At 40.4% G+C, this 13,515-nt stretch carries 9 protein-coding genes; 7 read left to right on the top strand and 2 right to left on the bottom strand.

Translation table 11 applies throughout. The annotated features are described in order from the left end of the window. Window positions 1–488 precede the first annotated feature (488 nt). From ACWNMY_RS09295 to ACWNMY_RS09270, 6 genes are all read left to right on the top strand, one after another. Complete coding sequence (locus ACWNMY_RS09295) at window positions 489–1,259, top strand: SDR family oxidoreductase (RefSeq protein WP_449537948.1); 771 nt, start codon at window positions 489–491, stop codon at window positions 1,257–1,259. A gap of 123 nt (window positions 1,260–1,382) precedes the next feature. Further along, entirely contained in the window at window positions 1,383–2,381 is a 999-nt protein-coding gene (locus ACWNMY_RS09290; RefSeq protein WP_449537947.1) for an ABC transporter permease subunit, read from the top strand. 22 nt (window positions 2,382–2,403) lie between these two features. Then, window positions 2,404–5,307 (top strand): S41 family peptidase, encoded by a 2,904-nt coding sequence (locus ACWNMY_RS09285; protein WP_449537946.1) that lies wholly within the window; start codon window positions 2,404–2,406, stop codon window positions 5,305–5,307. A 357-nt stretch (window positions 5,308–5,664) separates the two neighbouring features. Next, window positions 5,665–7,518, top strand: coding sequence for a beta-glucoside-specific PTS transporter subunit IIABC (locus tag ACWNMY_RS09280; RefSeq protein ID WP_449537945.1), 1,854 nt, complete (start codon window positions 5,665–5,667; stop codon window positions 7,516–7,518). Window positions 7,519–7,522: 4 nt separating this feature from the next. Continuing rightward, entirely contained in the window at window positions 7,523–8,986 is a 1,464-nt protein-coding gene (locus tag ACWNMY_RS09275) for a glycoside hydrolase family 1 protein (RefSeq protein ID WP_449537944.1), read from the top strand. A gap of 33 nt (window positions 8,987–9,019) precedes the next feature. Further along, complete coding sequence (locus ACWNMY_RS09270; protein ID WP_449537943.1) at window positions 9,020–9,865, top strand: BglG family transcription antiterminator; 846 nt, start codon at window positions 9,020–9,022, stop codon at window positions 9,863–9,865. 147 nt (window positions 9,866–10,012) lie between these two features. Here ACWNMY_RS09270 and ACWNMY_RS09265 read toward each other — a convergent pair whose 3' ends face one another. Next, window positions 10,013–11,077 (bottom strand): iron-containing alcohol dehydrogenase family protein, encoded by a 1,065-nt coding sequence (locus ACWNMY_RS09265; RefSeq protein ID WP_449538426.1) that lies wholly within the window; start codon window positions 11,075–11,077, stop codon window positions 10,013–10,015. A 235-nt stretch (window positions 11,078–11,312) separates the two neighbouring features. Beyond that, window positions 11,313–12,188, bottom strand: coding sequence for a M15 family metallopeptidase (locus tag ACWNMY_RS09260; RefSeq protein WP_449538425.1), 876 nt, complete (start codon window positions 12,186–12,188; stop codon window positions 11,313–11,315). 392 nt (window positions 12,189–12,580) lie between these two features. Between ACWNMY_RS09260 and ACWNMY_RS09255 the strand changes: the two genes are divergently transcribed. Continuing rightward, window positions 12,581–13,393, top strand: coding sequence for a MerR family transcriptional regulator (locus ACWNMY_RS09255; RefSeq protein WP_449537942.1), 813 nt, complete (start codon window positions 12,581–12,583; stop codon window positions 13,391–13,393). The last annotated feature ends 122 nt before the right edge of the window (window positions 13,394–13,515 follow it).

The following is a 13,515-nucleotide window of genomic DNA, read 5'->3' as shown; positions in this document are numbered from 1 at the left end:
TACCCGGTACACCCAAAACAATTGGAAAACCATGTAAAACAGAAAAAATACTACAAAGGTCGTATAAAAAATAGTTCTTTTGAGCGGAGTGGGTCAGGGGTGGGACAGGGGGACAGGTACCGTGACCCAGCTAAGATTTGGGTCAAGGGGACAGGTACCTTGTCCCAACTGCAAGATTTATTTTTAAAAATGATCTAATCTAACATAGATATGAATGAATAGACCGTATTAGCTGGGTATAGTCCATTAGCAGAATAGTGATTTCCAGAGAGAAAAAAGGAATACTCTTCACCAAGCTAGTGGTTAGGCCTAGTCGTTGATGGATGCAGAGAGAAGTATAATTGAAAAATTTTCTCGTATATTTGAAGAGAGACTGAAAAACCAAGCATGGGTCAGGGGGACAGGTCCCTTGTCCCAAAAGACGAGAAAACGTGGGAAAGTTCCTCGTCCCATAATGACCAGAAACCAAGTAAAGGCGGGGGATGATGGTGAGGCATGCAATCATAACAGCGGGATCAAAGGGTTTAGGTAGGAAAGTGACAGAGGAATTGCTGAAAATGGGCTGCACCGTGACGGTGAATTACAGGAGCGACGAGGCACGCATTGAAGAGTTGAAAAAGGAATGGCGGCCATACTTAGAATGTTTGCAGTTTGTCCAAGGTGATATTACGAAAAAAGGAGATATCACAAATATTGTTACCCGCGCAATGGATCGATTCGGCCGGATTGACTACCTCATTAACAATGCTGGACCGTATATTTTTGAACGGAAAAAACTTGTTGAGTACGAAGAGCATGAGTGGAAAGAGATGATTGATGGCAATTTGAGTGCTGTCTTTCATTTTCTTAAACTCACCATTCCAATCATGCGGAAGCAACACTTTGGTAGAGTCATCACCTATGGCTTTCAAGATGCTGAAACAACACCTGGTTGGAAATACCGCGCAGCCTTTAGTGCCGCAAAGGTTGGCCTCGTCTCTCTCACAAAATCGGTAGCCCTTGAGGAAGCAGAACATGGTATCACCGCAAATATGGTCTGCCCGGGTGACATCACAGGTGATATGAAAGAAGCAGGAATTACCACAGCACGTGCCATCCACGATTTCAAAACCCCAATCGGTCGCCCAGGTACCGGTGAAGACATTGCTAGAATCATCGCCTTTCTCTGTGAAGATAACTCAGACTTTATAACAGGTAGCGTCATATCAGCTTCAGGTGGTGTGAACGTGGTTAGTGGGACACGGGGACAGGTACCGTGACCCACAACCCGCACGAAAATGGGTCAGGGAACCTGTCCCTCTGACCCATTTTGTGTTGGAATAAATTTCAATTTATGCTAGATTATAAATGACGGAATATTGTTACTTTTTAAGGGGTAGGTTATGAGAAATGTAGAGGCTCGAGTAAGAGATGTTGTAACGATTGTGTTTCTTGTTGCCGTTTTTGTGGGCATTACGATATATGTTCCGGATGTACCAGAAACTGAAAGTACCCTGAAAACATGGGACGAGTACAAGCTTGTTCTGCAAGACACGATTTCTGACTCGTGGAAAAATCAAAGCTTAGGAACGTTAGATAATGGGGAATTGATAGAAACTGTAGCGGTAGAGCATTTTACAAGAAGTGGCAAAGTTGTCATCACAGCTTTTTTACTAGCTTTGGTAGTAGGTGTTTGGAAGGGCATCTTTGATTTTCGAAAAAGGAAACCATATCAAAAGATAATAGGAGAGGGGCTAACGGGATTTCTTTCGTCATTGCCCGACTTCTTTGTTTTTCTATGCCTTCAATGGCTGATTCTTTTTTACATCCCTTTCATATCCTGGTTTGGTCACGATGATTGGTATAGCTTTCTGCTTCCTTCCTTTTTGGTGGCATTATATCCCCTTTTGTATGTTGCAAAGGTGACAAAGTCCGCACTTGACGAGGAGAGCGAGCAGTTATTTGTGGTTGTAGCAAAATCAAAGGGACTTATCGAAAAAATCGTGACATACAAGCATATCCTACGGACCAGTCTGGTGCAGATTAGTTCTCATATACCGTCAATGATGGTCTATGTGTTATCAAACCTGTTGCTTGTCGAATGGTTGACGGAGTACAAAGGTGCGGCGTATCGACTTTTTAAACTGATGGATCAAAAGAATGCGATGGAAAAATTAACAGGAATGAACACGGAGAGAGTGTTAGAAACTGGGTTAATCCTAGAATTGAGTGTGGGCTTTATGTTGCTTTACTTCGTATCCATCCTCATCAGTAAGCTTTTACTCCGTGTGGTGTCACCTTTATACACAACTGCAAATCTACTAAAAGATGTAACACGTCAGACGATTCTATTTATCATAGCGTCAGTTGGTGTCTCGTTCTTTTTGTTATATATCATCTAGGAGCAATGGGAGGTGAAACATTATGAGGAATTGGTACTTACGCATAGGACTCTTATTAACTCTTATTCTTCTTACTGTGATGATAGTGGGTCCAAATCTACCACTCGTTGATGAAGAGCTGACACCAGAACGGTTGCGTTTTTTCGAAGGAGGAGGTTTTGAAAAGGCGCCATTCCCACCATCATCACAAGATCCACTTGGTACGGACGCAGATGGGATTGATATTCTTTCCGTTTTGATTCATGGGCTTGATGATACAGTAGAGACCATCTTACTTATCACTACATTTACCTTTTTGATTGCAATTCCGTTGGCTTTTTTAGCAAGCAATCAACGGGGACTAGCAGATTGGATCATTCAAGCGCTCAGCTATTTGTTTTCAAGTATTCCCCCTATTTTAGCGGTAGTGCTTTTAGTTTCAACACCATATGTGGAACAATCCCCCGCGCGGAAAGAGCTAATGATTATAGTGATTGCAATAGTTGGGGTAGGTCGGATTGGAGTACTTTTTCAACAGCAAATCATCCAACTAGCGCAAAAAGAATATATGCACGCTGGACTCATTCAAGGAAATAATCCGTTTCAAATGTATGTAAGACATTATCTGCCGAATCTATGGGCAGGGTTCGTATCGAACTTTTTCTTAGAAGCAAGCCGTGTCACTTTATTAATCGGACAACTTGGCTTGTTCTCCTACTTTTTCAACCAGAAGCTTGTGATTAAAGATGTTGGCGATTATGAATGGCAAAGCACAGATTTTGATTGGTTGTCTTTTTTAGCAAGTGGACGCACTGAAATCCTTCATGCCTTCTGGATACCACTGTTCCCGGCGCTAGCGATTACAATCTTAATGATCACGTTTCAGTACATTGGGGAAGGGCTACGGATCCAATTTCACACGAAAAGTGCAAAGCAAGAAAATAGATTGTTCCGCTCACTTCAACTTTTTATAGAGGGAGTTTGGTTTGACCGATTTCGGACACCGCTAATTAAATTTGTAAAAAATCCAATGGTTGTGAGCCTTGTTTGTCTTGCGATTTTGATAAGTAGTTCATTGACAAACCCCGGTAAAATAACCCCGGTATATACGGCTGCAAGCGGGACAAATGGGTGGATTGATAAGGAAAGACAGCTAGAAAATGTGACCGCGTTTGCGAATCTATATGGCTATGTTCGGTTTTTTCATCCTAGTGATGAGGTGACTGAGATTGATTGGAACCAGCTCGCACTCTATGGAATGGGAAAAATAATAGATTCAAAAAATGATAGCGAGTTGAAGGAAGCATTAGAAGAACTTTTTCTTCCACTGGCTCCAACAGTTAAGCTATATTTTACAGATGAAAAAATTGAACCATACGTACCTGACTACGATAGGCTTCAAAATCCTGCGTATGAGATGGTTTTTTGGCAGCATACCGGATTGAAAATAAAAGAAAACTTATCCTTTTTACCTCTATTAACAGAGGCTGAACAGCAGGATAAAATGTTAATACCGTCGTTGAGCACAGTGTATAAAAGTAATCGCGTTTACTATTCGTATGCAAGAGGCGCAGTCTCAATAAGGGCTCGATCACAGTTTGATCAATTTCCAAAAGAAACAGACGTAATTGAAGAACCGCTAAATAAAGGGTTAAAAGTACAACTGCCAATTGCTTTGCCCGCATACCAAGGGAGTACAAAGTTCGGTGGGGAAAATAAAGAATTCAGAGTGCTGCAAAATCAACTGAAGAAAATAGATGTCTTTTCAGCTGATACAACTGATGAGAACGTCCAGCTCACGAACGCAGTAATTCTATGGAACATTGTGAAATACTTTTATCCACATTTTGATATTGTAGATGTTGATATGAATCAGCAGCTTACATATGCGGTAACGGAATTGTTACACCCTACCCATTTCGGGAATTATGAGGATTTTAAGATTGTCCTTGAAAAAATGCTGACTCCACTACAGGATGGCCATTTCAGTATTAGAGACAAACAAAGTCATGTAGGAAGATATTTGCCATTTTGGGCTGACATATTTGATGGCGAGGTAGTTGTTACTGCGGTAAGTGAGGATTCTCCTTTTAAAATAGGTGATGTAATACTCGAACGCTCGGGTGAATCAGCTATTGATTATATCAATCAACTAGCGAAACGTCAGTCAGGCACAAAGCAATTTAAGGAATTTAATTCGCTGAAACGGTTTGTCCGTGATTTAAATGGACGTGGGGAGGAAGTATTCACCATTCTGCGGGATGGGAAGGAGATTGAGGTAAAAGCTGCATATAGTCTACCAAAGATGGTTGACCGCTTTAATCGCCCAGGTTCGGTAGGATACAAGCATATAGGAAACGATATCTATTACCTAAATATCGATTATCTAGACGAAGACCAAGTGGAGACTGCACTTGAGGAACTTCAAGATGCAAAGGGAATCATCTTTGATTTGAGGGGTTATCCTGGCTCCGGTCTTTCAGAAATTCTTCATAGATTATCGGACGATGTCATGTATGACATGTATATCAATGTCCCACAAGTAGTGAAACCAAATCAGCTACCTAGCTTTGAGGTAAACCAGTATAAATTCCTCCCAAAGCAGGGAACCCTTGAGAGTCGCAATGTCGCGTTAATTGATGCAAGCTGTATTAGTGCATGTGAAAACTATGCCGAAGTTTTTAAGGGGAATCAGTTAGCAACCATTATTGGAGAACCGACAGCTGGAACAAACGGTGCGATCAATCTCATCAAATTACCAGGAAACATGGGAGCATGGTTCACAGGCATGCAGGCTCTAAACGTAGACGGCTCCCAGCACCATACCATCGGCGTTCACCCACATATAAAAGTAGAAAGAACACGCGAAGCAGCAATCGAAGGCAGAGACGAACTACTCGAATTTGCAATTGAATACTTAGTTGGGTCACGGGGACAGGTTCCGTGACCCACTCTTTCGAGCATCGTGGGTCAGGGAACCTGTCCCTCTGTCCCAAAGGTTCCCTTGCCGAATTCAAACTTTATTAACCAGCTCTATTATCCGGGGAAATGGTAGGTAGTAGATGCTATGTAAGAGGTACTATTTTCCTCATTTTGGTATCGATAGAAATAAGAAAAAACTTGTTGACGCTTTCATAGACGTGATATATAATTTAGTCAAATCAAATAATAAACATAGACATGTGACTGGTAAAGCAGGCAGGATCTAGAATGACGAATGGGGATACATTTGTCGTTTTGGGTCCTTTTTTTGTTGCCTTTTTTCAAAACTACCAATTGCTTCTATGTATAAAGGAGAATAGATATGGACTACAAACACATCGCAGCTGAAGTTCTAAGTAATGTAGGCGGCAAAGAAAACGTTTCCCATTTTGAGCATTGTTCCACACGTTTACGATTTTCATTACACGACGATAGCAAAGCCAAAGTGGAAAAACTACAGCAAATCCCTGGCGTTTTAGCAGTGAAAATGACGGCTCAATGCCAAGTGGTTATCGGAAACAATGTAGTCGAGGTGTATGATGAAGTTCTGGATTTAATGGGAGGAACTACAGCAACTGATAATGGATCGGCTACGAAACCTAAAAAGAAGCAAAAGCTAGGTAGCGTGTTACTTGATTTCCTAGTAGGAGTATTCCAACCATTAATACCAGCGATTGCCGGAGGAGGAGTATTAAAGTCTCTATTATTACTACTCGCTGTAATGGGTGTGATGGACAAGGAAACCCAAACGTATCAAATTTTAACGATGATTGGGGATGCGCCTTTATACTTCCTTCCACTATTAGTGGCAATTACGACTGCGAATAAATTAAAAGTAAATTCTTTAGTTGCTCTTGCGGCTGTAAGCGCATTATTGCTTCCGAATATGACAACGATGCTTAGTGAAGGCGCAGAGCTATTTGGTTTCGGGCTACAAAATATTGCGTATGCCTATCAGGTATTCCCAGCAATATTAACCGTACTTTTATATGCACAGCTTGAAAAACTCTTTACGAAAATTTCACCAAAAGCCATACGTATTTTCTTTGTACCAATGATGGCTTTAGTCATTACAGTTCCCGTTTCTTTACTTGTGTTAGGACCACTAGGCTATAACCTTGGTGAAGGTTTTGCAGGAATCATTTTAACGATGTTTGATTATGTAGGCTGGATTGCAGTGGCGATCTTAGCAGCAGTTCTTCCATTTATGGTGGCAACGGGAATGCACAAGGCGATGCTACCTTATGCGATTTCTACTTATACAACAATGGGGAAAGAGATTCTTTACTTACCGGCATCCCTCGCACATAACATTGCCGAAAGTGGTGCGTGTTTTGCGGTTGCATTTCGAACAAAGGACAAGGCTTTAAAGGCTACAGCCATTTCTGCTGGTATTTCAGCCCTTTTTGGAATTACAGAGCCTGCGTTGTACGGGATTACCCTCCAAAATAAGAAGGTATTAACGAGTGTTATCATCGGATCATTTGTTGGTGGAGCGTTTATTGGTCTTGTCGGACTTGAGGGTTATGTTCTAGTAGGCCCTGGTCTAGCGAGTATGTCAATGTTTATTTCCGAAACGCTACCAAAAAATATCCTATTTGCTAGTGTAGGATTTGTCATTTCGTTTGTTGTTTCGTTCGTGGTTGCGTTTATCCTTGTGAAAGATAAACAAAAACAAGATGAAACACAAGAGTTTATTAACACGCTAGATTCAGAAAGCCAATTCAAAAGCCCAATCGTAGGACAACAAATTCCATTATCTGAAGTGAAAGATGCAGTTTTCTCTTCTAAGGTGATGGGAGAAGGAATTGCCGTTATTCCATCAAAAGGTGAGCTGTATGCTCCAGTTGACGGCAGGATTGGAATGATTTTTGATACGAATCATGCACTTGGCATGGAAACAACGAATGGTGCTGAAATATTGTTCCACGTTGGTCTAGATACTGTTCAACTAGAAGGAAAATATTTTGAACCTCAAGTAAAAGTTGGCGATCAAGTAAAGGCTGGAGATCTATTATTGACGTTTGATGTTGAGAAGATTGTGGAAGAAGGGTATGACCCAGTTACAGTTGCGGTCGTTACGAATAAAGAAAAATATACAATAAAAGTTACAGACCAAAAGTCACATGTTGATAATAGAGACACGTTAATGGTTGTAACTGCGATAGGAGAGTAAACTTATGACAAAAACAGGATTTCCAAAGAATTTTTTATGGGGCGGCGCTATAGCCGCCAATCAGGTAGAAGGCGCATGGAATGTTGACGGGAAGGGTCTATCGGTTGCAGATATGGCAACATATAAAGCTAACGTAAGTGTAGAAGATTACGACGCTCATGTTGGTATTACTTCTGAAGCAGTTGAAAGAGCTAGAAAGGATCTTAGTGATAAATTTTATCCGAAGCGTCGCGGGATTGACTTTTATCACCGTTACAAAGAAGATCTTGCGCTATTTGCAGAAATGGGCTTTAAGGTGCTACGCGTATCGATTGCCTGGAGTCGTATTTTCCCAACTGGTGAGGAACTAGAGCCGAATGAAAAAGGGTTACAGTTCTATGAGAATTTATTTACAGAGATGAAGCGTTTAGGCATTGAACCAATTGTAACGCTATCACATTATGAAATGCCACTAGAATTAAGCTTAAAGTATAATGGATGGGTCGAAAGAAAGGTAATTGATGATTTCGTACGATTCAGTAATGTTTGCTTCCATCGCTATAAGGATTTAGTAAAATATTGGCTAACATTTAACGAGATTGATAGTATTAATCGTCATCCGTTTACAACTGCTGGTATCATCCCTGATCGATGTCCGGAAGGGAAAGAAGATGAAGTGGTTTATCAAGCATTACACCACCAATTTGTAGCTTCTGCTATGGTTACAGCGGATTGTCATCGAATTATCGAGGGTAGTCAGGTAGGTTGTATGTTAACAAAGCTTACGACGTATCCGAATACGTGCCATCCGAAAGATGTAGAGTTAACGCTTAAGAAGAATCTTCAAAACTATTTTTATGCTGATGTACAGGTTTTTGGAGAATATCCTGTTATGATAGAAAGAATGTTTGAGCGTAACAATATCCATATTAAAATGGAGCCAGGTGATAGAGAGATTCTAAAGGCTCATACGGTTGATTTTATCTCATTCAGCTACTATATGTCATTAACCGAGTCGGCCCAGGAAGGTATGGAAAAAGCTGCTGGAAATACGATTATGGGTGTGAAAAATCCATATTTACCTTCCACAGATTGGGGTTGGCAAATTGACCCGGTTGGGCTTAAAATATCGTTAATTGAATTGTATGACCGTTACAAAAAGCCTCTAATCATCGTTGAGAATGGAATGGGAGCGGTCGATAAGGTAGAAGAAGATGGATCAATCCACGATGACTACAGAATCAGCTACTTTAAAGAGCATTTTAAACAAATGAAAGAAGCTGTGGAAGAAGGGGTTGACCTGTTTGGTTATACTAGTTGGGGTCCAATTGATATAATCAGTGCTGGTACATCTCAAATGTCTAAACGCTATGGCTTTATCTATGTCGACCAGGATGATGAAGGAAATGGTACATTAGATCGCAGTCGTAAGGATTCGTTTTATTGGTATAAGAAGGTAATAGAAAGTAACGGGGAAGACTTAGACTAAGCAGCTTTACTTTCAGCTAGAAAGGTGATTACAGTGAATAAGGTAAAAAAAATCCTCAATACTAGCGTTGTATTGGTTGAGAATGAAGATAAACAAGAATTTATTCTACTTGGTAAAGGGATTGGTTTTGGACAAAAGGTCGGAAACATCATAGAGGAACATAAAGCCGATCAGACGTTTATGCCAATTGAGAATACAAAGGCAAAAGAATTCTTAGGTTTGTTGGGTTCTATTCAACCAGTATATATAGAAATAACACAGAAAATTGTCAACGAGGCTGAAGCGAGACTTAATACGAAGCTTAATTCAGGTATCTTTTTCACCTTAATGGACCATTTAAGTTTTGCTGTGGAAAGATGTAAGAAAAATATCAATATCACGAACCGCGTATTCTGGGAAATAAAAAGTTATTATCCAGATGAATTTAAGGTCGGTATGTTCGCTGTGGAGTTAATGAACCAAGAGTTTAACATTGAATTGCCAAAAGAAGAAGCAGCAAATGTTGCGTTTCACTTAATTAACGCGCAAGGCGGCGGAAAAGAAACAAAAGATGGCATGAAGCATGCGAAAATGATCGGAAGTATTGTAAACCTAATCCGTTACTCGTTAAATATAAATATGGATAAGGAAAATATTCATTATAGTCGCTTTATAACCCATGTGAAATTTTTTGTAGAGCGGTTCTTTGAAGATAAAATGCTCGACCAGGACGATATTCTGTTCGAGCAAATTGCAAACCTCTATCCAGATGCGATGGATGGTGCTTTCAAAGTCAAAGAATATATTAAACAAGTCTATGGCAAAAGCATTCCCAATGACGAGATTACCTATCTAGCCGTTCATATTCATCGATTAGTATCATATAACGAGCTAAATTAAAAGAAGCCACTTACTCCGCGAGAGAGTAAGTGGCTTTTATATTGGGACACAGGTGGGACACAGGGATGGTGGGACACAGGGACAGGTTCTTTGTCCCAGGAAAAAAATGGTGGGTCAAGGAACCTGTCCCCCTGACCCACATCATATTTATATTTTCTCCAATGTTTCCATTGCCTCGATTACGTCTTGTTCATGGAAAGTGCCAATTAATTGTAATGTTTCTTCCGGTTTCACAGCGTGAGAGGCAACTATCTTACGTTTTTGATTTAGATCACTTGTAATCTTCAAGTCTTCGAACCTCACTGGAAACCCTAGTCCTTCATAAAAAGGAATTAGGCGCTTTACTTCATCTATTTGATCTTCGAGAATAAGCTGGACCAAAATCCCATATGCAACCTTTTGGCCATGAAGAATGCTGTGAGTTTCATCAACGAAGCTTAAGCCATTGTGTATTGCATGGGCTCCTGACATTCTGCCGTAATGCCCACCGTATCCACCTACAGTCCCGGCCAAAGGAATGACTGCTTCAACTACTTTGATAAAGGAGGATGATATTGTATTTGTTTTCTTACTTTCAATTGCTGTATTACTTTCTTCTAACAGTATATCTCTAATGTATGAAGCATGGTCTAGCCCTACTTTAACCATAATGGAAAGATCATCGTTCTTGCTGTTTCGAATGATTGCCTCTGCTTCATACCACTTTGCGAGTGAATCACCAATTCCACTTTTAAAATATTCAATAGGGGAGGAAAGTAGAAACACAGGGTCGACCAATGTAAGGTGAATGGTTCGGTTGTGGTAGTCTACTCGAACAAATGCCCCATTGTCGTCATAAATTACACTTAAGGGAGTTACCGCTGCGCAAGTTCCGGCAACAGTTGGAATGGTAATAATATCAATGCCCAACTCGTCTGCCACTGATTTAGCAGTATCAAGAATAACTCCTCCACCAATCCCAATAATAACATCAGCCTGACTCGCGAATTGAGAAATGTTTCTGATAGATTCATCTGAACTATATCCATCGTGTTGGTAGATCTCTACATGAGGTGGTAAGCTCGTATAGCCTGTAAAGGCCTCATAGGATTTAAATCCGGTCACTACTACCGGGGAATGAAATCCCTTTATAAAATCAGGAAGATCCTTGAGAATTCCCTCTCTACAAATATACTGATTTGGTCCACTTCTTACAATTTCCTCTGGTCGTATCATAACTAACAAACCCCTTTCACAAATGATAGAAATAAAAAAGACCTAAATTTAGCAGCACTAAACACGCAACTAAATCTAGGTCTTGCCTGCATAACCAGTAACACGCCTAAAAAAAGAACTATTAATTAATACTATAGCAATATTCAGTAAATAGATAAATAGTTTTTTGGGACAGGGGGACAGGTTCCCTGTCCCTGTGGGTCAACGAACCTGTCCCTCTGTCCCATTCATGCTATTGTTCTCGCGTAATGATAACTCCATCCACATTATTCCCCGAGATTTCATATTGAGAAAAGATTGGTTCTACGATTTCCAGAGATTCAGACACGGGATGGTATGAGATAAAATATTCTTTCTCGTCAAACGTTGTCTGCAAGGTTTTTTCCTTTTTAAGATAGTCAATGTATTCCTCCAACACAAAGTCCTTTTCCTTCATAAGCGCACTATGAGGCAACCCGACATAGCGAAAGTGCCATGGCTCATATTCAATACCGGTGATATCTGTTTTGTCCTTTGGATACCGGAGAATGAACCCGTATTTCCATGCGTTTTCTGCCATCCATTTCCCTTCAGGTGCATCTTCCATTTTCATCAAGGTAGAACCTACATCGATTGATAACCCCATATTATGTTCACTATATCCCGGTGCTAATGCGTATGCAGTTCCCATCTCCTTGTAGAGTTTTGCTTGCTCTTCAAAGTTCCGAAACCCACTGTTGACTGAGAAGTTAACCAGCCCATCCTGTTTCGCCGCCTCAATCATCTTTAAAAATGCCAGTGCAGCCTCGTTTGATAGAGAGATAGAATCAATGCTTGACCCGAACTGGACTTTCAATTCCTCTATTGAAGATAATGGAATAATATCATCTTTAATACTATTTTCTTTAATAGGAAAGGTACTGTTAACTAACAGCAAGTCTCCTTGGAAGGTTTGATCCTTGTTAAGAGTGATAGTTGCGATTTTCTTTAATGGTGGCTCTCTATGAACCAGATCAGAAACACTTTTGCTTCCAGCCTGTGTTCCTTCATTTTGCAGGAATGACGGAACATAGACAAAAGCAACAACAATAATCAAACTCAAGACTACTAGAAATATCCACTTTTTCATCCGTTGCACTATTTTTTTCCTCCTAGTAATATCCGTACTTCTCAACTTCTAACTAGTATAATAGCACATTTGAGTGTGGGTCAGGGAACCTGTCCCTGTGACCCACAACATGCCTGGGTCAGGGAACCTGTCCCCGTGACCCACCACATCCAGACTGGGTCAGAGAGCCTGTCCCTGTGACCCACCACATGCCTGGGTCAGGGAACCTGTCCCCGTGACCCACCACATCCAGTCTGGGTCAGAGAACCTGTCCCCCTGTCCCACCACCAGACCCATCCCCAAACCCAACCTTTGGCTCAGTTTATAGGCTCTCTTGCCCATTTCATTTGGTAGGAGATAGGATATACTATTAAAAGTGTAAGATAATTGGGAAAATTTTGAGGGGGACCAGTATGAAGTATAATGTTAGTGAGTTAGCTACTCTTCTTAATGTTTCTACAAACACGATTAGAAGATATGAAAAGTTGGGCTATATTACACCAGAGAGATCTCGAAATAACTACCGATATTATAGTGAGCCTGATATCACAAAGTTTATGAATGTAAAGTTATTACGTAAGTATGGGTTTACCCATGAAGAAATAGGAGGTATGCAGAGTAGTGAAATGGCAGGTATCATTTCTGCATTCGAGAAGAGAATGGAAACCATTGAAATGCAGATTACCTATTTATCGAATTTAAGACATAGAGTCAAAGATGATCTAGTTTTAATGAAAAAAGCGGATGCCTCTAACCAAACATGTTATATAAGAGATTGTGTTGCATTATCCTATGTAATCTATCAAAGCGGGGAAACAATTTTAAAAGAACCTGAAAGACTCATGACCGTACAAGACTATTTATATAATTCCCCCGAAGTACAGCGGGTTTACCTAATCAGAAAAGAAGACGTAGATCAAGACCAAGTCGTTCTGAATGCCGGTTGGGCAGTGAAAATGGTAGATGTAGAGAGATTCAATCTAACAGATAATGAATATACGGAAAGATACGATAAACGTAAGTCTCTCATGAGTGTTGTGAAACTTCCGGTACATATGGAAAACAAGTCACTGGACTTAAAAGAGTCTATGCTAAAAAAGCCATTCCAATATATGCAGGAGCATAACTTACAGATGGCTGGTGACATTATTGGAGTTGTCATTGCCAATGTGGTAGAAGAAGACCAGGACATGCAATATATATTAGTTGGTATACCCATCAAATAAGTGTAAACGCTTTATTGACTCTGACACCGTGTCAACCTTTACAATAACAAATGTAGAGGTGCATAAAATTGGTGAAAGGAGGAACATAAAAGCGAAAGCATATATTTGCTCTCTGCGAGAAT

The sequence above is a fragment of the Ferdinandcohnia sp. Marseille-Q9671 genome (assembly GCF_976954385.1).
Note: the sequence above shows the minus strand (reverse complement) of the source record. Positions and strands in the feature narration are given on the sequence as shown.

Coding starts and splice junctions, on each gene's coding strand:
- ACWNMY_RS09290 (WP_449537947.1), top strand. CDS start 1,383: ATGAGAAATGTAGAGGCTCGAGTAAGAGATGTTGTAACGATTGTGTTT.
- ACWNMY_RS09285 (WP_449537946.1), top strand. CDS start 2,404: ATGAGGAATTGGTACTTACGCATAGGACTCTTATTAACTCTTATTCTT.
- ACWNMY_RS09280 (WP_449537945.1), top strand. CDS start 5,665: ATGGACTACAAACACATCGCAGCTGAAGTTCTAAGTAATGTAGGCGGC.
- ACWNMY_RS09275 (WP_449537944.1), top strand. CDS start 7,523: ATGACAAAAACAGGATTTCCAAAGAATTTTTTATGGGGCGGCGCTATA.
- ACWNMY_RS09260 (WP_449538425.1), bottom strand. CDS start 12,188: ATGAAAAAGTGGATATTTCTAGTAGTCTTGAGTTTGATTATTGTTGTT.
- ACWNMY_RS09255 (WP_449537942.1), top strand. CDS start 12,581: ATGAAGTATAATGTTAGTGAGTTAGCTACTCTTCTTAATGTTTCTACA.